This window comes from Paenibacillus chondroitinus NBRC 15376 (assembly GCF_004000765.1).
Taxonomy (GTDB): Bacteria; Bacillota; Bacilli; order Paenibacillales; family NBRC-103111; genus Paenibacillus_E; species Paenibacillus_E chondroitinus.
The window spans coordinates 1-20,206 of record NZ_BILW01000065.1 but is presented as its reverse complement, the minus strand read 5'-3'; the positions used below and the strand labels follow the sequence as shown (position 1 = coordinate 20,206).

General features: G+C 46.6%; 20 protein-coding genes. 2 read left to right on the top strand and 18 right to left on the bottom strand.

Annotation, left to right across the window (positions count from 1 at the left end; genetic code table 11):
* Positions 1 to 25: 25 nt before the first annotated feature.
* The 14 genes from PCH02S_RS33440 to PCH02S_RS33375 form a co-directional block, all read right to left on the bottom strand.
* Positions 26 to 376: a putative DNA-binding protein gene (locus tag PCH02S_RS33440; RefSeq protein WP_127458429.1), complete on the bottom strand. Its 351-nt coding sequence runs from the start codon at positions 374 to 376 to the stop codon at positions 26 to 28.
* A 154-nt stretch (positions 377 to 530) separates the two neighbouring features.
* Positions 531 to 1,517 (bottom strand): signal recognition particle-docking protein FtsY, encoded by a 987-nt coding sequence (gene ftsY, locus PCH02S_RS33435; RefSeq protein ID WP_127458428.1) that lies wholly within the window; start codon positions 1,515 to 1,517, stop codon positions 531 to 533.
* Between the two features lie 69 nt (positions 1,518 to 1,586).
* Positions 1,587 to 5,162: a chromosome segregation protein SMC gene (gene smc / locus PCH02S_RS33430; protein ID WP_127458427.1), complete on the bottom strand. Its 3,576-nt coding sequence runs from the start codon at positions 5,160 to 5,162 to the stop codon at positions 1,587 to 1,589.
* A gap of 95 nt (positions 5,163 to 5,257) precedes the next feature.
* Entirely contained in the window at positions 5,258 to 5,959 is a 702-nt protein-coding gene (gene rnc, locus PCH02S_RS33425) for a ribonuclease III (protein WP_127458426.1), read from the bottom strand.
* Between the two features lie 60 nt (positions 5,960 to 6,019).
* Positions 6,020 to 7,255 carry a beta-ketoacyl-ACP synthase II gene (fabF, locus tag PCH02S_RS33420; RefSeq protein ID WP_127458425.1) on the bottom strand — a complete coding sequence of 412 codons (1,236 nt, stop codon included), beginning with the start codon at positions 7,253 to 7,255 and terminating at the stop codon, positions 6,020 to 6,022.
* A 93-nt stretch (positions 7,256 to 7,348) separates the two neighbouring features.
* Complete coding sequence (acpP, locus tag PCH02S_RS33415) at positions 7,349 to 7,582, bottom strand: acyl carrier protein (RefSeq protein WP_028558238.1); 234 nt, start codon at positions 7,580 to 7,582, stop codon at positions 7,349 to 7,351.
* Between the two features lie 84 nt (positions 7,583 to 7,666).
* Complete coding sequence (gene fabG / locus PCH02S_RS33410) at positions 7,667 to 8,407, bottom strand: 3-oxoacyl-[acyl-carrier-protein] reductase (RefSeq protein WP_127458424.1); 741 nt, start codon at positions 8,405 to 8,407, stop codon at positions 7,667 to 7,669.
* Position 8,408: 1 nt separating this feature from the next.
* Positions 8,409 to 9,344, bottom strand: a complete 936-nt coding sequence (gene fabD, locus PCH02S_RS33405) for an ACP S-malonyltransferase (RefSeq protein WP_127458423.1) — start codon at positions 9,342 to 9,344, stop codon at positions 8,409 to 8,411.
* Between the two features lie 72 nt (positions 9,345 to 9,416).
* On the bottom strand, positions 9,417 to 10,403 hold the full coding sequence (locus tag PCH02S_RS33400) for a beta-ketoacyl-ACP synthase III (RefSeq protein WP_127458422.1): 987 nt from the start codon (positions 10,401 to 10,403) through the stop codon (positions 9,417 to 9,419).
* Complete coding sequence (gene plsX / locus PCH02S_RS33395; RefSeq protein ID WP_127458421.1) at positions 10,400 to 11,404, bottom strand: phosphate acyltransferase PlsX; 1,005 nt, start codon at positions 11,402 to 11,404, stop codon at positions 10,400 to 10,402. The genes PCH02S_RS33400 and plsX overlap by 4 nt, the downstream gene beginning before the upstream one ends.
* Positions 11,388 to 12,002 carry a transcription factor FapR gene (gene fapR / locus PCH02S_RS33390; protein WP_164819829.1) on the bottom strand — a complete coding sequence of 205 codons (615 nt, stop codon included), beginning with the start codon at positions 12,000 to 12,002 and terminating at the stop codon, positions 11,388 to 11,390. The genes plsX and fapR overlap by 17 nt, the downstream gene beginning before the upstream one ends.
* Before the next feature lie 119 nt (positions 12,003 to 12,121).
* Positions 12,122 to 12,295 carry a 50S ribosomal protein L32 gene (gene rpmF, locus PCH02S_RS33385; RefSeq protein WP_029195321.1) on the bottom strand — a complete coding sequence of 58 codons (174 nt, stop codon included), beginning with the start codon at positions 12,293 to 12,295 and terminating at the stop codon, positions 12,122 to 12,124.
* 38 nt (positions 12,296 to 12,333) lie between these two features.
* Positions 12,334 to 12,843, bottom strand: coding sequence for a YceD family protein (locus PCH02S_RS33380; RefSeq protein WP_127458419.1), 510 nt, complete (start codon positions 12,841 to 12,843; stop codon positions 12,334 to 12,336).
* 90 nt (positions 12,844 to 12,933) lie between these two features.
* The gene (locus PCH02S_RS33375; protein WP_127458418.1) at positions 12,934 to 14,058 is read right to left on the bottom strand and encodes a SepM family pheromone-processing serine protease; all 1,125 of its coding nucleotides are present in this window, start codon (positions 14,056 to 14,058) and stop codon (positions 12,934 to 12,936) included.
* A gap of 126 nt (positions 14,059 to 14,184) precedes the next feature.
* Between PCH02S_RS33375 and PCH02S_RS33370 the strand changes: the two genes are divergently transcribed.
* The gene (locus tag PCH02S_RS33370) at positions 14,185 to 15,465 is read left to right on the top strand and encodes a nucleoside recognition domain-containing protein (protein ID WP_127458417.1); all 1,281 of its coding nucleotides are present in this window, start codon (positions 14,185 to 14,187) and stop codon (positions 15,463 to 15,465) included.
* A 12-nt stretch (positions 15,466 to 15,477) separates the two neighbouring features.
* Here PCH02S_RS33370 and coaD read toward each other — a convergent pair whose 3' ends face one another.
* Together coaD and rsmD are read right to left on the bottom strand one after the other, a co-directional pair.
* Complete coding sequence (gene coaD / locus PCH02S_RS33365) at positions 15,478 to 15,981, bottom strand: pantetheine-phosphate adenylyltransferase (protein ID WP_127458416.1); 504 nt, start codon at positions 15,979 to 15,981, stop codon at positions 15,478 to 15,480.
* Between the two features lie 22 nt (positions 15,982 to 16,003).
* Entirely contained in the window at positions 16,004 to 16,567 is a 564-nt protein-coding gene (gene rsmD / locus PCH02S_RS33360; RefSeq protein ID WP_127458415.1) for a 16S rRNA (guanine(966)-N(2))-methyltransferase RsmD, read from the bottom strand.
* Positions 16,568 to 17,119: 552 nt separating this feature from the next.
* On the opposite strand from rsmD, the gene PCH02S_RS33350 reads away from it, so the two are divergent.
* On the top strand, positions 17,120 to 17,299 hold the full coding sequence (locus PCH02S_RS33350; protein ID WP_127452283.1) for a DUF2524 domain-containing protein: 180 nt from the start codon (positions 17,120 to 17,122) through the stop codon (positions 17,297 to 17,299).
* A 300-nt stretch (positions 17,300 to 17,599) separates the two neighbouring features.
* On the opposite strand, the gene PCH02S_RS33345 is transcribed toward PCH02S_RS33350, so the two are convergent.
* Positions 17,600 to 18,709, bottom strand: coding sequence for a Ger(x)C family spore germination protein (locus tag PCH02S_RS33345; protein ID WP_127458414.1), 1,110 nt, complete (start codon positions 18,707 to 18,709; stop codon positions 17,600 to 17,602).
* Positions 18,706 to 20,091 carry a spore germination protein gene (locus PCH02S_RS33340; protein ID WP_127458413.1) on the bottom strand — a complete coding sequence of 462 codons (1,386 nt, stop codon included), beginning with the start codon at positions 20,089 to 20,091 and terminating at the stop codon, positions 18,706 to 18,708. Before PCH02S_RS33340 ends, PCH02S_RS33345 begins: the two co-directional genes overlap by 4 nt.
* Between the last annotated feature and the right edge of the window lie 115 nt (positions 20,092 to 20,206).

Here is a 20,206-nt window from a genome sequence, read left to right as displayed (position 1 = left end):
GCGCTTCACCTCCTGCTTACACTTTTTAATCGATCCCTATTATTGTATCAAAAAGCTCCGCCGTTTTCCTCTTTAGCTCAGGTTCACAGCCATCCAGCATATGATCCAGCTCTGTGCGCAGCTTCATGCGTTGTTCATGCTTATGTAACAGATGCAGCTTAGCTTCATATTCCTGTAAAGTTAACTCTGCTCGTTTTATATGTTCATACACCGCTTGGCGGCTTATTTCGAAATTCTCGGCAATCTCTCCGAGCGAATAATCATCATGAAAATACAACTGAAGGAAAGTTCTCTGCTTCTCGGTTAAAAGTGGTTCATAGAAATCAAATAACAGATTAATGCGATTGGTTTTCGCAAGCATTTGATCGACAGTCATGAACCCACCTCCGTAAAGGTTGCACCCTTGACACCAGCACAACAGAACCTATCATACTGAATTCCGAGATGAATGTCAAGCGTTTTACCTTGTCAGTTCGCAAACAAAAAAATCCCCCTCTAACCGACTATCGGCAGAGGAGAATTTATCGCGACTATTCTTCTTTTTGCTCGCCGATCCATTTGCCAAATAAGGCATGCACGAACTGCTCGGAATCGAAAGGCTGAAGATCATCCATTTTTTCGCCGAGACCGACAAACTTCACAGGCAGGGATAGTTCCTGACGGATCGCCACTACGATACCACCCTTGGCTGTTCCGTCAAGCTTGGAGAGTACTAGTCCGGTCAGGCCGGTTTTGTCACCGAACAGCTTAGCCTGGCTGAGCGCATTTTGACCTGTTGTCGCATCAAGCACAAGAATAACCTCATGAGGAGCATCCGGTACTTCACGCTGGATGACGCGGTAAATTTTGTTCAGCTCTTCCATCAGGTTCACTTTATTTTGCAGGCGTCCTGCCGTGTCACAGAGCAAAATATCCACGCCGCGGGTTTTGGCTGCTTGCACAGCATCATACATAACCGCAGCAGGGTCAGCCCCGGATTGCTGCTTAATCACGTCAACGCCGACACGCTGCCCCCAAGTCTCCAGCTGCTCAATCGCTCCGGCACGGAATGTATCACCGGCAGCCATGAGCACTTTTTTCCCTTGGGATTTAAACATGTGCGCCATTTTACCAATCGTTGTCGTCTTCCCAACGCCATTGACGCCAACGAACAAGATCACGGATAAACCATTAGGGTTTAAATTCAGGCCAGCATCCGCGTCACCTTTCAGCAGCTCGATCAGTTTTTCCGAAAGAATAGGCTGCAGCTCTGCGGGATCTTCAATTTTGCGCTTTTTCACTTCTGCACGAAGCTGATCAATGAGCTTAAGAACCGTATTCACGCCTACGTCCGCGCCAATCAGAATTTCTTCCAGCTCTTCATAGAAATCTTCATCAATCTTTTTGCGGCGGCTAAATAAGTCATCGACACGCTCAACGAATACATCTCTCGTTTTGCTTAGTCCCTCTTTGAACTTATTCGTTACCGCTTCGGCCTTGCTCGAAATGCTCTCTTTTAACCGTTTAAAAAAACTCATAGTTCCTCCCAAGAATAAACAACTTCGCCGTCCCATGGGACGAGCGCGTTTGTCAAAATAAAAAGCTCATTAAGATGCTGACATTTCCGCTTCCTCATCTTCCAATCGAACAGAAACAAGCTTGGAAACGCCGCCCTCTTGCATCGTTACACCGTATAGCACGTCGGCCTCTTCCATCGTTCCTTTACGGTGGGTGACGACGATAAATTGCGTCATTTCCGAGAACTCGCGCAAATATTCCGCAAAACGGGATACGTTCGCCTCATCCAAGGCAGCTTCTACTTCATCCAATACGCAGAAAGGAACCGGCTTGACCCGAATGATGGAGAACAACAGCGCAATTGCCGTAAGCGCACGTTCTCCCCCTGATAAAAGCTGAAGATTTTGCAGCTTTTTGCCTGGCGGCTGGGCAACGATTTCAATCCCCGTATCCAGCATATTTTCCGGCTCTGACAAGATCAAATCTGCGCGTCCTCCACCGAACAATTTGGAAAAAACAACGCCAAAATGCGAACGAATGGCATCAAAAGTTGTCTTGAAGCGCTTGGACATCTCCTGATCCATCTCGCGAATAACCTGATAAAGCGTAGTTTTGGCTTCGATCAAATCATTTTTCTGCGCGCTCAAAAACTCGTAACGCTCAGAGATCCTTGCAAATTCCTCGATCGCACCGAGGTTGACTTCGCCTAGGGAGGCAATTTCGCGTTTAATCTCACGCACTTTGCTCTGTGTACCCTGGATATCTTCCGGAACCGGATATCGTTCTTTGGCCAGCTCGTAGCTAAGCTCGTATTCTTCGCCAAGCTTTTTCAGCAAATTTTCCAGTTCAACATCCAGACGAGTTACACGCACTTCGGTTTGATGCAAGCTTTCTTCAACCTGCTTTAACTGTACGCGCTGTGCACGCGTTTCATTCTCTTCCTGCTCGAGCTTTTGCAGCCATTCGGTTCGCTCCGCGCGCTTAAAATCAATGCTCTCTGTGCACTGCTGCTTCTTCAGTTTGAGATCGTTAAGCAATTCTACTTGAAGGACTGTTTCCTGTTCAAGAGCGCTCATATCCTGCTCAAGCTGCTGCAGAAGCCCGCGATTCATTTCCATCTCTCGATCGGACTCGCTGAGATCCTGCTGCAACCGCCGCTGCTGATCCTGAAGAGACTGCTTCTCTTGGGAAATGGAAGCCACCTTCACCTTGAGATCCGTTAACTGCCCTTGCAGCTCTTCTTTCTCGGATTCGCTGGCTTTCCGCGAATTTTCGGCATCACGAATTGCTTGCTGTAAGGAAGCTTCTTCTTCCTGCAGCTCGGCAAGCGCCGCTTCGGACTCTGTTTTCCTGCGTGCAAGATCAGTTTGCTCTTCCAGCAACGCCCCCCTGTCTTGGCTATCCAGGGAAAGCTGCTCCTCCACCGTGCGGTTCTCCGCTTCCAGCGGATTTAATTCTGCGCGGATTTGCTGCTCTTCAATACGCTTTTGCTCGCCAAGTTGGCGAAGCTGCTCCACAGCCATCATCTCATCCGTAATTTCACGCTTCATGACGCTGGTCTGACCACGCAAACCACTGAGCTGCTGCTCCGAGTGTTTGATTTCATTATCCAACTCTTCGATTTGACGCTGACGGCCTAGCAGATTTGTTGACTTTTTCTGCAAACTCCCCCCCGTCATCGAGCCTCCGGGATTGACCACATCGCCTTCTAACGTCACAACCCGATAACGATATTGTGCTTTTGCAGCAATATGGTTCGCATCTTCTAATGTTTGGGCAACAACCACATTGCCTAGAAGACTAGAGAAAATGTTTTGATAAGTAGAATCAAACGATACTAGATCTACTGCGATACCTACAAAACCTTTTGCCGATTTAAGAGAGCTGATCTCGTTGTCCGAAATCGACCGCCCGCGGATCACATTCATCGGCAGGAACGTAGCCCGTCCCATTTGACGGCGTTTCAAGAACGCAATCGCTTCACGCCCATCGGATTCCGTTTCAACGACGATATTTTGTAAAGCCCCGCCTAAAGCGGTTTCAATCGCGATCTCCACATCGGCCGGCACTTTCACGAGTTCGGCGACGGCACCGCGAATCCCCCGCAAATCCTTGCGGCTTTTCGCTTTAAGCACCTCTTTAACACCTTGCATAAAGCCGTCATAATCGTTGGCCATTTCTTTCATGGTGTCGCGGCGTGATGTTAATGCATCCAACTTCTGTTCCCATTTGCGGACCATGCCCAAGGCATCATCGAGCAAGCCCTGCTTATTTTTCAAGCTTTGCGTCAGCTGGACATACTGCTGTCTGGCGTCTTCGATTTCTTTAACCGTTGTTTCCAGTTTTAACGTTAATTCTTGTTTGCGGACGGTGATTTTCTCGCGCTGCTCCGCCCATTTCTGCCGCTCATCATCAAGCCTTTCCAGCCTGCGCCCGATACTTTCCGTTTGCTGCTCAGCATAACGAATTTCGTTCCGGGCTTGTGCCATCCGGTTTAAGGTCTCTAAGAGCTCACCCTTCAGTTGATCTTCCGGCGAAGAACTAATTCCACCGTTAACCCCTAAAAGCCGTTGTTCTTCGGCCGTCAGCTTGGCTTGAAACTCAAAAAGCTGCGCGCCGATTTGAATGATTTTCTCACGTTGCTCGCTAATCTCAGCTTCCTTGTCTATTTTGCGCTGTTCCTGCAAGGCAATTGTGCTGCTAAGCTGCTGGTAATTGGCAACGTAATTTTTTTTACGCTCTTTGAGTACCTCGCCGTGCCCTTCGCATTTCTCGAATTCCTCGCTCAGAACAAGCAAACTTTCTTGAAGCTTCTCCAGCTCCTCTTCCAGCCTGCGGGTTTCCCACCGGTGCTTCTCCAAATGCGCATCATGCTGATTCACAATGGTTGAAAGCTCTGTTTGCTCCTTTACGAGCTTCTCGAGCTTCTGCGAAGCTTCATTCCATGAGACATATATTTGATCAATCTGATGAACATACATCGCAATCTCACTGCTTTTGAGCGTTTCACGCAGCTCCTTGTAACGAATCGCTTTCTCCGATTGCTCACGCAGCGGTTCAATTTGATCCTCTAATTCTGAAACCAAATCATGAATCCTGAGCAGATTTTGCTCGGTATCACTTAACTTCTTTTCCGCTTCCTTTTTGCGCGATTTATATTTAACAATCCCCGAAGCTTCTTCAAAAATACCACGGCGATCCTCTGATTTCGTACTAAGAATTTCTTCAATACGTCCTTGTCCGATAATCGAATACGCTTCTTTCCCGATTCCCGTATCCATGAACAATTCCGTTATATCTTTCAAGCGGCAGGGCTGCTTATTGATTAAATATTCGCTTTCCCCACTCCTATGTACTCGGCGAGTAACCGTTACTTCATTGAAATCCAGCGGAAGCGATTGCGAAGTGTTATCCAGTGTCAGCGATACTTCGCCATAATTGACCGCCCGGCGCGCATCACTACCCGCAAAAATAACATCCTCCATTTTACCGCCACGCAAGGACTTCGCGCTTTGTTCCCCCAGTACCCACCGGATACCGTCGGAAATATTACTTTTTCCGCTCCCATTCGGACCTACAACTGCGGTGATACCGCGCACAAATTCCAGCTCCGTCCGGTCTGCGAAAGACTTAAACCCGGATAATTCAATCCGTTTTAAAAACATGGTCTCACCTCAGAAATTATTGTAACATATCCCTTCTAAAAATAAGAGAAAAAAACAAAAAAGGCAGCCGCAGCTGCCTCTTTATGCTATATGACTTACCGCTGAACGGTCACATTCAATTTCAACAAAGCTTGCGCAGCAGCCTGCTGCTCAGCTTCTTTCTTGGAACGTCCCGCTCCGGTTCCTAGAAGGTCGGCATCCATGTGTACTTCAGCTACAAACTCACGCTCATGCGCAGGTCCCCGCTCATTCACGATTCGGTATTCCAGAGAACCCATCCCATGATGCTGAGTATGCTCTTGCAGCTGAGTCTTGTAATCAATAACGAGCAACTTACCTTCACTGGAGATATTTGCAAATACATATTTCTTCAAAAAACCTTTGACAACATCTATGCCTTGATCCAAATACAAAGCACCAATGAAGGATTCGAAAACGTCGGCAAGAAGAGCCGGGCGGTTACGTCCGCCAGTCAACTCTTCGCCTTTACCAAGTAATACAAATGCGCCAAAATCCAAATCTTCAGCAAACGTAACGAGTGACGGCTCACAAACAATTGATGCTCGCAGCTTCGTCAACTCGCCCTCCGAACGACCGGGATAAGAATCATATAAAAATTCCGAAACGGTTAATTCCAATACGGCATCTCCTAAAAATTCCAGACGCTCGTTATCTTTATGTCCGGCAATACGATGCTCATTCACATAAGAAGAATGGGTAAAAGCTTGCTTCAGCAGCTCTGACTTTCGAAATGTGATGCCAATCCGCTGCTGCAATTCCTTAACATTGCGGTTCATTGCTTAATTCACCACCCAGAGAGAATGCTATTTCGTTATCTTTCTTCGCAGGCAGGCAAATTATGCTTGGAACCTTTTCATAATAATCGTTGCATTGTGACCGCCAAAACCAAATGAATTGGACATCGCAATATCAACTTTTGCTTGTCGTGCTTGGTTCGGTACGTAATCCAAATCACATTCCGGATCTTGGTTCACCAGATTAATCGTTGGTGCAATCAAGCTGTTAGCAATTGTCAGACCACAGATTACGGCTTCAACGCCTCCGGCAGCTCCAAGCAAGTGCCCTGTCATGGACTTCGTAGAACTAACCGCTACTTTGTACGCATGATCGCCAAGCGCTTTCTTGATCGCTGTTGTTTCCGACTTATCACCAACTGGTGTTGATGTTCCGTGAGCATTAATGTAAGAAATCTCATCTGGCGAAATGCCAGCATCCTTGATCGCTTTCACCATACAACGTGCTGCTCCGTCAGGATCCGGATCTGTCATGTGATAGGCGTCACCGCTCATCCCATACCCGATGACTTCCGCATAGATGCGTGCCCCACGCTTCTCCGCATGTTCAAGCGACTCCAGAATCAGAACGCCTGATCCTTCGCCCATAACGAAACCGTCACGGTCCGTATCAAATGGACGGCTTGCCAAATGCGGCTCATCATTACGAGTGGACATCGCGCGCAGCGCACAGAAACCAGCCACACCAATCGGCGTAATCGTTGCCTCTGCTCCGCCGCAGATCATTACGTCCGCGTCGCCGCGTTGAATCATTTTGAAGGAATCACCGATGGAATGCGTTCCTGTCGCACAAGCTGTCACAGCTGTGGAGTTCGGCCCTTTAGCCCCTGTAACCATCGAAATGTGGCCCGAAGCCATATTCGCGATCATCATTGGGATAAAGAACGGAGAAACACGTTTTGGACCTTTTTCCAAAAGGATTCTATGCTGCTCTTCCCACGTATTCAAACCGCCGATTCCGGAGCCAACGGAAACCCCGACACGTTCTGGATCCGTATCCTCTTTCAGGTTCAAATTCGCGTCCTTCAAAGCGTTAAGAGCGCCTGCTACCGCGAACTGTACGAAACGGTCCATCCGGCGGGATTCTTTGCGATCCACATAATCTTCAATATTAAAATCTTTCACTTCTGCTGCAATGCGTGTTGGGTATTCGCTTACATCAAAATTCTCGATCAAGCTGACACCGGACTTGCCGGCTGTCAAATTGCCCCAAAACGTATCCAACTCTTGACCAAGGGCAGTAACTACGCCCATACCTGTAATTACAACTCTTTTCATCTGTACCACCTTCTATGTAGTGAATCTTCATTTTTTATTGGGTGAGAATGGAGAGAAGTCCCGTCTTGATTAGAAACGGGACTCTGTAGACTATTACGTATGAGATTTTATGTAATTCGTAACTTCTCCTACTGTCGTAATCTTCTCAGCATCTTCATCTGAAATTTCTAAATCGAACTCATCTTCTAATTCCATCACTAATTCAACTACATCGAGAGAATCAGCACCAAGATCTTCTTTGAAAGATGCTTCGAGGGTGACTTCAGCTTCATCAACCCCTAGACGATCGACTACAATTCGTTTAACACGATCCAATACGTCGGACATCCGGTTCACCTCCTCTTTGGTATTATACGAGAATCTTTGACAGATTGCCAGTAGGCAATTTGGAGATTCTCTTTTTGGCGAATCTTACATGTACATGCCGCCATCCACATGAAGTGTTTGGCCTGTCATGTAGGATGCATCGTCGGATGCCAGGAAACGGACAACCTTTGCGATTTCCTCGGGCTGACCAAGGCGCTCCAACGGAATTTGCTTCAACATTTGCTCGCGCATCTCGGCCGACAGCTTGTCTGTCATATCGGTTTCGATAAAACCTGGCGCCACCGCATTCACGGTAATGCCCCGAGTGGAAAGCTCCTTCGCCGTAGCCTTGGTTAAACCAATCACGCCGGCTTTGGCTGCTACATAGTTAGCCTGTCCCGGATTTCCGAGCACGCCGACTACAGAAGATATATTAATTATTCGACCGAATCTTTGCTTCATCATAGGACGAGTAACAGCTTTCACACAGTTAAATACACCCTTCAGATTCGTAGCAATGACTTGATCAAACTCTTCTTCCTTCATTCGCATGATTAGATTGTCTCTTGTGATACCTGCATTATTCACAAGAATATCAATCTTACCAAATTTTTCAATGGTTTGCTTAACTAATTCCTCAGACTCCTGATAACTGCTTACGTCAGCGCGGAGTTTGATGGCTTTGCGCCCCATTGCTTCAATTGCTGCTACTACTTCTTCAGCAGCGGCTTCACTTCCTGCATAATTTACAACAACATCTGCGCCATGCTCAGCCAAATGCAAAGCAATCGCTCGGCCGATGCCTCGGGATGCCCCGGTTACCAGTGCTACTTTACCCGTCAGCATGTTATTGCACCTCCTGTACATACTTCTCCAAAGCTTCGAGGCTGCCAATCGAAACGGTTTTGACCGTTTTATCGACCTTTTTGATCAGACCGGCAAGCACCGTTCCTGATCCCAGTTCAATAAACGTATCTACACCTTCGCTGATCAAGTACGCAATTGTGTCCTCCCATAATACAGGGGAATATACCTGTTCGACAAGCAAACCGCGGATTTCTGCTGGAGCTGTAACAGGGCGTGCTGTAACGTTCGCCACAACGGGAACGGCTGCCTCGCTCATCTCGACGGATGCGAGCACGTCAGCGAGACGCTCCGAAGCCGGCTTCATCAGCGATGAGTGGAAAGGTCCGCTCACTTCAAGCGGGATCGCCCGCTTCGCACCCGCTTCTTTGCAGCGTTCGACAACCGCTTGCACACCTTCTTTGCTGCCCGATACGACGATCTGTCCCGGGCAGTTCACATTGGCGAGCTCCACGACGGAGCCGCCGCTTGTGATGGCCTTGCACAGCTCCGCAAGCGCTTCGCGCTCGGCTCCGAGCACGGCCGCCATCGCGCCCAGGCCGCCAGGGACGGCCTGTTCCATGAACTCGCCGCGGGCCCGCACCGTGCGGACCGCGTCTTCAAAAGCGAGCACGCCGGCTGCGACGAGCGCGCTGTATTCACCCAGACTATGTCCAGCGACATAGTCCGGGGTAATGCCCGCAGCCTTGAATGCTTCCAAACAAGCGATGCTTGTTGTCAGTAAGGCAGGCTGCGTGTGGTACGTGATCTTCAGTTGGTCCTCCGGACCTTGGAAGATCAGATCAGACAAGGAAAAGCCCAGCGCTTCATTGGCGCGGTCATAATAAGCTTTGGCAGCCGGATGATTCGTGTATAAATCATGGCCCATCCCTACTGACTGCGAGCCTTGGCCAGGAAAAACAAACGCAATTTTACCCATACGAGAATAGGATCCCCTTTGGCAATAGATTTTAAATAAAATAGATGAATTTCATGTATAAAATGAACTAAACTACCAAACCAACGCGGTTGCGCCCCAAGTCAAACCTCCGCCGAAACCAACCAGCACAAGGCGATCGCCTTCTGTTAGTCTGCCTTGCTCAGCAGCTTCTGCGAGCGCTACAGGAATGGAGGCTGCCGACATATTGCCGTATTTATCGAGATTAATCATACATTTATCTGCAGTCATTTCCAGTCGATTTAAGGAAGCTTGAATAATTCTCATGTTTGCTTGATGCGGAACTAGCAAATCAATATCCGATTTGTCCCAGCCTGCTTTGTTGAGAACCTCATCTGCTGCGTTCCCCATAATCCGCACTGCGAATTTGAAAACTTCAGCGCCAGCCATGTAGATGTAATGCATACGTTGATCGATCGATGTTTGTGAAGCAGGATTACGTGATCCCCCGCCCTCAATTTTGAGCAGCGGTCCGCCTGTGCCGTCAGCACCAAGCTCAAAGGACTTGAAGCCTCTTTCTTCTGGCACTTCGCCAATCACAACGGCTCCAGCACCATCACCGAACAGAATGCACGTGTTCCGGTCTGTATAATCTGTAATCTTGGATAAACAATCTGCACCAATGACAAGAGCATATTTATAAGTTCCGGTTGCAATAAAGTTAGATGCATTAGCCAGTCCATATACGAAACCTGAGCATGCCGCGGATAAATCAAATGCCGCCGCCTTTTTGGCTCCCAGCTTCTCTTGCAGGATGCAAGCCGTCGATGGGAATGCCATATCCGGCGTAATGGTGGAAACGACAATCAGATCAAGTTGGTCTGCCGTAATGCCGGCATTGGCCAGTGCGATCAATGACGCTTCGTAACAAAGATCGGACGTTGCTTGTCCTTCAGCGGCAATCCTTCTTTCACGGATGCCTGTTCTCGTGACGATCCACTCGTCGTTCGTCTCAACCATCGTTTCCAATTCTTGATTCGTTAATATGCGATCAGGTACATATTTCCCTGTACCAAGTACCCCAACTGGTATTAGGTTCATGTTGTAATATCTCTCTTCCCATGGCTTATTTCGGCAGATATGGTGCCAACCAAATCATTTTGCAAAGCTATTCTAGCTTGGCGAACCGCGTTTTTAATGGCATTTGCATCGGAGGAACCATGGCTCTTCAGGACCAATCCATCTATCCCCAAGAATGGTGCCGCTCCATGCTCGTTATAGTCCAACTTCTTGCGGAAATTGGTAAGACCCGGTTTCAAAACCGCTGCTGCCAGCTTGGTAAATAGCGATTTCGTAAATTCCTGTTTCAGTGCCGAAAAAATGGCGGATGCCGCACCCTCCAACGATTTCAGCATAATATTCCCGGCAAACCCGTCGCATACGATAACATCGCATTTGGCGCGGAGAACCTGAGAAGATTCGACATTTCCTACAAAATGAATAGGTCCTTGCTCCATTAAAGGATATGCCGTTTTGGTTAATTCATTCCCTTTGGCAGCCTCTGTTCCTACGTTCAAAAGGCCTACACGCGGCTTAGATATGCCATGCACTTTGGAACGGTAAATGCTGCCCATGATTGCATACTGGAGCAATTGCTCCGGCGTAGCATCCATATTCGCACCCAAGTCGAGGGCAAGCACACCATTGCCATCCATTGTCGGGATCATCGGCGCCAGAGCCGGACGCTCAATGCCCGGGATTCTCCCAACCACGAGCAAGCCCGTCGTCATCAATGCGCCTGTATTTCCAGCGGAAATCATCGCTTCCGCTTCTTTCTCCCGTACTAGTTTACCCGCTACAACCATGGAGGCGTCTTTTTTTCGTCGCACTGCTTTCACAGGCTCATCTTCCGCTTCAATGACTTCCTCCGTGTGACGGATACTTATATTTGCCGGTCTCTCTGTGAGATGGGCTTCAATTACAGCGCTGTTGCCGACCAAAATGATATGTACGTCTTTCCACTCTTTGGCCGCCGCTAAAGCACCCTCCACTACAATTTTCGGGGCATTATCGCCGCCCATGGCATCAATCGCGATCCGCATGCAGCTTGTCCTCCCTCTCTAGATGTTGCTCTTTCTTCGAATGAAAGATCACGAAATTACCTCGGAACACAGCCTCATCGCCAACGTAGGAAGACACTTCAACTCTTGCTTTCCCTTTGGAAACGGAACGCACATAGGCTTTGGCGATACATTTCTCTCCTAGCTTTACAGAACGTATAAACCGGATGTCTGCTGAGGCAGTCAAGGCGATCGGATCGTCGATAACGGCAACGGCCAGGGAGTTTGCTTGCGAGAATATATGATGTCCTCTTGCAATTTTGGTTCTTGAGAAAACATGATCTTCTTTAATTTCAAAAATCGAAATACCGCTTTGGTCCAGCTGTAAATCGATCACTTCACCAATGACTTCATCAATGGACAGTGAACGCACTTGATCGTACGTTTTGACAGCCATGTGTTTCATGCGTTCCCGCAGCTCAGGAATACCTAGTTCCAATCGGTCTAACCGGACGGTTTGGATGCTAACCTGAAACGTTCGCATCAGTTCCTCGTCAGTCATAAAAGGATTCGCTTCAATTGCTTGAAGCAATTGCTGCTGCCTTTGTCGTTTAGGAAGGCGTTCGATGGCTAGCACCACCTTATCTCGTGAGATCTCATCTTATTACCAGATACTAAACTGTAGTATATTAAATTTAGAACCAAAAAGAAAGCAAAAAAAATAGCACCTCACACTAGGATGAAGTACTATGCTTATTCTTATGCTTTTACGATCTCTCTACCTTTGTAAGTTCCGCAAGACTTGCACACGCGGTGTGCCAGCTTCAGTTCTCCACATTGTTCACATTTCACCATGCCTGGAACTTCCAATTTAAAGTGAGTACGGCGCTTGTCGCGACGAGTTTTGGACGTTCTCCTTTGAGGTACTGCCATATTCAAAACACCTCCTTCATCGAATTTCGGGCGTTGCCTTATTCTTTGTTAAAAAAGTCCGCGAGACCTGCAAGCCTAGGATCGATTTTCTCCTGCTTACAGCCGCAATCCTGGAGATTGCGATTTTCTCCACACACAGGACAGAGACCTTTGCACGCTTCGTCACAAAGTGGTATGTACGGTAAACCGACCACTACATTTTCTACAACGTACGGCTCTAAATCGACTTTATCTCCAACGACCAAATGAATGTCCTCGTCAAGTTCCGGGTCTTCTTCCTCTGGCTTTTGCATGAAGACTTCCTCAAAAGGAAGTTCGATTGTTTGATTCGTGTGCGTTAAGCATCGTGAACAGCTTAACTCCAAGTCTAGCGTTAACGTTCCGTTAACTTTGGCTACTCCATCTTCATGCGATGCAAGAAGATCGACACGCACAGGACCATGGCGAAGGATATCTTGACGCCCTTCAAAAGGAGCCGTCAAATTCATCTCTTCCGTCATATGGACCGGGTGTCCTTTCAGAGAAAGCTCTCTAAAACGAATCTGCATGTTATATCACCCCAAACAAACAAAGATTATTATATCCAGTTTGATTGCCTTTTGTCAATTATAAATCTATTTACTTTCATCCCAAAGAGCTTACTTCGGAGGAAGCGCCGCTAGATATTTCAGGGCGTCATCCATCGTGCCGATTTCAACAATTTTCATCTTCGTCTTAATTTGATTCGCTCTTTGGACAGCATCGGAATAATTCGTAATTTTAGTCCCGTCTTTGTACGTCACATCTTTGGGAGCAAAGAAGAAATCCGCCTTTTCCCGATCCGCGGCAATAATCTTATGTTGAATGCCTCCGATCGGGCCCACGGTGCCATCGGTTTCAATGGTCCCTGTCCCTGCAATGCGATAGCCCTTTGTGATATCCTCTGGAACCAGTTGATTAAAAATCTCTAATGAGAACATCAAACCAGCCGAAGGCCCTCCGATCTCTCCAGCCTTAATCGACACCTGTTGATCTTCTTGGTCTGCTTTGACTGCTTGCATATCAGCCGGAACGACGCCAATACCAGCACGAGGTTCACCCGTTTCCCCTTGTTGCAGAGGAAGTGCTCCTAATGCCAGTGTTGCCTGCTGTTCCACCTTATTCCTAGCGAAGGTAACGGTGATGGATTCTCCGGCTTTCTTCCCTTTTAATGCATCAAGTAAATCCTGAGCCACTTTCACATCTTTCTCTCCAGCCTTCAGAAGCACATCACCGGGTTTGAGCACCTTCTCTCCCGATAGGCCCGGCAACGTCTGCAGCACCATAACGCCCTCATGATTGATGTGAAATGGAACCTTAGCATGTGTGTAAGCGGCTTGAATAGCACTCGCTTGCGAAGTCAACATGACATATTCTTGGCGCTGTGTGTACTCTTGCTCGGACTCCCCTTTGCGCAAAACACTCGTTTTGGGCTGAATTTCTTCATAAGGGTGAACAAGACCAATTAGATAGTTAATCATATTGGCATCGGCTACACGTACCGTCGTGAGCATCAACGTTCCTTTTTCCAAATCAGAGCCTCTAGGTATTGTCACCATCGGTTTAATTTCTTCTGCTGTTCCCGGCATGAAAATAAAGAATGGTAACCGTACAAAAAACAACAAATAAATAATGACAATTCCGACAAGCGCCGAAACTAAATAACGCCTCGTCGACGATCTTCTCGGATATCCATAGGAATCATTAGACCACGTGTGAATTCGATTCTCTTCTTCGTTTTCCATGCAGGTTCCCCTTCCTGATGCCTACTACATGTAATGACTATCTTCCAATGGACAAGAATGAAAGCTTGGTCTAAACCTCTGCCTTTTTGCGTACAAATGAAGCATGTTAAAGGATGAGGTGAAACCATGCAGCCTTCAAAAGTAAGCTACACTCCCAAGCTGACGACGCTCGTACTGGGCTCTCTGACTGCCCTCGTAGTTGTGTCTATCATACTTTTCCCTGACAAAGCGTTTCAATCTTCGCTCGAGGGGCTTACGATTTGGTGGAAACTCGTCTTTCCTGCCCTGCTGCCTTTTCTCATTATGATCGAGCTATTGATTGGTTTTGGCGTCATTCAAGGGACAGGCGTTCTGCTAGACCCACTCATGAGAGTGATATTCCGTTTGCCCGGAGTGGGCGGTTGGGCGTTAGCTTCAGGCCTAATTGTAGGATTTCCTAGCGGAGCCAAAATTACTGCCACCCTAAGCGAAAAAAAACTCATCTCGCGAGATGAGACCGAACGTCTAACCGCTTTATCCCACCTGTGCAGCCCTTTATTTTTAATCATGGTTGTGGGTATCGGCTTTCTGCACAGCGCGAAGCTTGGTCTTATCCTTGCCATCGTTCATTATACAACTGCTATTGTCACTGGCTTCTTGATGCGATTGCCTAAAATATCTAAAGTGCCTGAGCAGCCTTCGGATGATCAAATGAGCGTTACTCCCAAATCGTCAGGTTCTATCTGGAAGATGGCCTTGTCAACGATGCGGCAAGCCTATCTGCACGACGGCCGAGCATTTGGCAAACTCCTTGGCGATGCAGTGATTTCCTCAGTTCAAACGTTAATGCTCATCGGCGGATATATGATGATCTTTTCCGTATTGATTAATGTCATTACCATTACCCGTCTTACAGAAGTCCTAGAGCCCTTGATTTTCTTCTTCTTGCGCTTTTTGAATGTCCACACCGATACATCATCACAATGGATTATGGGTCTGATGGAGATTCATCTCGGAGCCTATTCCTGGAGCCAAGCCCAAGGTGTCTCCTTACTTCCACAAATGGCGCTCATCAGTGCATTTCTGGGCTGGGGCGGCTTGTCCGCACATGCGCAAGTTGCTGGCTTTCACCAAAAAACAGAAGCACGCTACCGCTTTTTCTTCCAGTCCCGCATCTTGCACGCCGTGCTTGCCTTTGTTGGTACCATCTTACTTTGGAAACCTGTACAGTTCCTTCTCATAGACACAGAACCAAGTTTTCTCTGGTTGGATCAAACATCAAACACGAACACACATTTCGCATCTCAGCTGAACGGCGGCTCGATATGGGCTTTATGGGGAGTTAACCTCTTTCAGTTCCTTCTTTTGATCATCACTATGCTTATCATTTCTTCTTTTATAAGCACTTTTCGAAAAAAAGCCCACTAGTTCGCTGCTACTTTAAGCTTTTGGAAATTTATTTTGCAGCGCTATTTCTACCTCGGGAGGTACTAAATCTACAACCGGGCCATGAAAACGCGCAATTTCTTTGACGATACTGGAGCTCAGGTAGGAGTACTTGGGCTTCGAGGTCATAAAGAAAGTCTCCACATCCGAGTTGAGCTTGTGATTCGTTGACGCCATTTGAAGCTCATATTCAAAATCAGAAACAGCTCGAAGACCGCGCACAATCAACCGCACATTGCGGTGCTTCATATAATTCACCATCAAGTCTCTGAACCCATCCACCTCTACATTCGGCAGATCCTTCGTCACTGTTCGGATTAGCTGCATTCTTTCTTCCAATGTAAAAAGAGGGTTTTTGGACGTGTTATTCAGTACTGCAACAATGAGCTTATCAAACACCTTCGCTGCTCTATGTATAATATCAAGGTGGCCGTATGTCACCGGATCAAAACTTCCCGGATATACAGCTACAGTAATGCCGTGTTCTTGTTTCATCATGCTGTCATCTCCTCTCAAAAGCCTATTCATCCCCTACAGATTGCTTGTAAATCGTAACAGCGGTATCTCCATAGTCCGCTCTTCTTTGCTGCTTGAATCCGCCTATGATGTCGTCCAGAACATCCTTCGCGTCATGCTCCACCACAATTGTGGTACTCGCCTCAACAATCGCTTGTGTCTCCATTGCGTTGATCAGATCCACAATCACTTTCATTTTATATGGCGGGTCTAGAAAAACCAATTGGAACTGCTGCTCCCTTTTCGCTAACGCCTTCAGTGCCCGAGCGGCATCTGTCCGGTAAATCTCGGCTTGATCCTTGAGCCCGGCTACTTGCAGATTATGCTGGATCGTCTCAATGCTCTTCTTCTCAATATCAATGAAGACCGCTTTATCCATCCCGCGGCTCAGAGCCTCGATGCCTAACCCACCCGTGCCTGCGAACAAATCGAGAACCTGCCCGCCATCAAAATATGGCCCAATCATACTGAAGATCGCTTCTTTCACTTTATCCGTTGTTGGTCGCGTGCTGATACCGGGTACCGCCTTTAGCGACCTGCCTTTGGCACTGCCTGAAATCACTCTCATCTTGCGCTTTTCCCCTTCTAACTGGTTCATTCTTTTGCTATCGTACCACAAGCCCTATTCTGACACAAAAATTTTGTGCCTGCCATGTATAAATTTCCTGTAAAACGGTCATCCTTGAACTATCGACATCAGAGAATGTCGTAGACAACCGCGGAGAAGACTTACGTTTCCCCATAAGCTCTTCGTCCGGTTTCTCCTCTCCCATGAGACGGCCGTGCAAACGGCCGTCGTATTAATTTATAGGACAGTTTTAAAGTTACCTTGATATATCAAGGTTTTACTATATAACAGACCTTTAAATATTGAGTGGTACAGGCTTAAAAAAACATTCAAGGGTACCGATAAGGTACCAAATGAAAAATACATAATCACAAAACAACTAAATTAAACGCCTGCTAGGCATTTATTTTTATCTTTCCAAGGAGTAGTCGCATCAATTTTTGCTTTTTGTTTATAATAATTCCGAGGACAAGCAAAAGAAATACGACTAGTCAGTAAAAAAGCCCAAAAACTACGCCGAATGTGGAATTTGGAACCTAAGGAGAGAAGCAGATGCTTAACAATTTGGATAGCAATTACGACTGCGCGAATGCGGGCAATGATTTACATAATCTGATCCAAGAGCTTGAACAGTTCGAAGGTCCCGAAGAGCAGCGCAACCGACTCGAGAATCAAATCCATTTTATCCAAAATAAATGCTCCATTCCGCACGAACACTTCCGTTACCGGTAAGAAGAAAGAAAAGTCCATGCTCCTTTACCGAGCGCGGACTTTTTTCATGTTTCCCACAAGTTGCCGACTCCACATTTCTCATTGCATATTGCGGAATGTTTGAACTTTTTTTCTTAAGTACCTTGCACTTTCCTTTTTAATGGTCCCCATACATTCGCCTCCTAGCCAAGCTTAGGTATATGAAAATAAGCCCAAGGGAACTTTCCTTTAGGCCTTTGTTTTGTTTCTTCATTATAATAAAAAATTTATTTCCCTTCCCACCCTACCAACAATTTCAAGTACAGGGGCATTTCATAAGAACTAGTCCCGTAACTCGAACATGTTTGCAGCCAAGAGATTGACTTTAACATCCAACTCAAGCTCAGGTATATCTTCGTTGACGGTCAGACCTTTGCGATACCAGACTTCGTTCAAGGAGTAAATGTCAACCGCTCGTTTCTTCCCAATTTCATAAGTTTTAGTAATTTCGTCCATGACATTCTTCTTAATCAACATATTCATTTCATTCAGCCCGAGGGGTTTCTTCTGCTCTCGAATGGAAGCGTCCATGTTAATGTCTAGTTTAACAAATCGTTTTCCGTTTTTATAAGCTGTTGTTTTCTTTATCCTATTGTTCTTTAGGACTGCGGTTCCAACGAATATGCCTTGATCGTCCTTCATGGGAAGTATCCCGCGTAATGTTCTTTCCTTTAACCATTTCACTCCGCTTGCTTCTTTACGATTGAATCTAGCTTCGCTCTTTCCTTTCTTCAAAGCGACAAGGCCATTCACGGCTGGCAGTATAAAAGGCTTCCCCTCCTTATCCCAGCTCTCAGAGAGTTTTATATGATCCACCAGCATGGTTTCGAACGGTTCCCTTGAAGCCCGTATGAACCTCTGATAATTCACTGGTTCAAAAGAGGATTGCATCTGCTTATATAAAAGATTTGGCTGGTAATACACTGTGTTAATGGAGGAGTTCCCAGTAATAGGCTTTGTGCTTAAAATCTTTCTGAGGTCTTCATTCGTAGCAAATACCCAAGGGGTATAGCGTTGGTCTCGAGTTCGCATCAAGTCATCATGTAAATTGAAGATCCCCTTAGCAAGCAGGCGATCGCTAAATATAAACACTTTAGTCTGTGTCCAATCCATTCTCATCTGGTTTTCCTTCAGCAGATCGAACATCGCCATCCCAATACTTTCGCCTTTACCTACACCAACAACAATCGGATTCGGAGTGTTTCCGGTTCCTTCTTGCTTCGCCATTGACGCTAGATTATTGATTTGCGCATAGATTTTATATTTTCCGTCGATATAATCGATACCAATCATATTAACAAAATTGAAGTACTGAATGTTCTTTCCGTCCCAGCATCCACAAAGGGATAAAATGATGCAGCCAATTAAAGTCGATTTCAATGCCATCTTCATGAGTTTCCGTCCTTCATCCTCGTATCGTCCTGCAAATGGAGGTTCTGCGCACGTTTTTTCATTTTATTCGCCGGTTTCCTTAGCAGAGCGCCTGTAATATCTGCCCATGATGGCGGTGAAAGTGGAGATAGATACGGAATCCCGAACGATTTGAGATCGGATAAATAGGCGACGACGAAAAAGATAGATAGGAAGAACCCGAACATGCCAAGAATAGATGTAATGATCATTATGGCGATACGTGCGATTGATACGATACCACTTAGCGTTGGGTTAACCAGCGTGTAGCCAGCTATTACTGTTGTCGCAGCCACGACAGTTACGGTAGGTGACGTAATACCAGCTCGTATGGCAGCATCACCTATAATAATACCGCCAACGACGGTTACCGTTGGGCCTACAGACTTAGGGAGTCGCAGTCCTGCTTCTTTAAACAACTCAAACAAGATGAGTACCATAATTGCCTCTAATGGAAGTGAGACCGGAAGTCCGATCCGATTTGTTGCAATTGTCGCTAACAAAGGCAGTGGAATCTGCTCGAAATTGAATCCGATCAGCGCGATGTAGAAGCCGGGAAGGAATAAAGCCAAATAGCAGCCAAATATTCGGATCAGCCTTTGAAAAGAACTGATCACTGCACGGAAATAGCCGTCTTCCGGTGATTTCATAAGCGATGTAAGTGTAATGGGAGCGATAATGGCAAGTGGCGAGCCGTTAAGCAAAACTACGAAACGGCCGCCAATCAAATACTCAGCGGCAAAATCGGGCCGCCCGGTATTATCAATAAGCGGTACTACCGACATAGTCTTATCCGATATGGCTTCTTCCAGTTGAGAGCTAGTAATAACCGCATCGATGTGGATGTTCTGTAATCTTTCTCGAGCCTCATCGACAGCATCCTTATTAGCAATATCTTGAATGTAGAGCAAACATATCTCTGTCTGACTCCTGACACCAATTGTAAAAGATTCAACCTTGAGTGTCGGAGTTAGCAATCGCTTGCGGATTAGCGCTACATTGGTCTTGATACTTTCGGTAAATCCGTCGCGCGCTCCCTTGGAGGACGTCTCCATTACAGACTCTTCCGGGTTTCTTTGGGGCGGATCTGCGACATAGTGCTGGTAAAAGCATGTCGTATCCATGTCGAAGAGAAGTAAGTTGCCACTAAACACATAGGATGAAAGCTCATTCTTCCAATTCGATGTTAAAGTAGTGGGATGCTGCCGTAAAATGCCTGCACTGCATGTGCTTAATTCATTTATTTGCTCCCGATTGGACATCCCTTGGCAGAAAATGAAAAGAAAGCCGCCAATAAGTTCAAGGTTAACATCTCCGCAATCCTCAAATAACTGCCTTATGTCGCTTTCACTTATTCTAGCCATTTTACTTCACCGCCTTCTTATTCTTTTCTGCCCAAATACAAATTAAGAGCACGAAGCTAGTGACACCACAAACCAGACTAGAAATCGTATAATAGGTTTTTACATAATCGTGGAA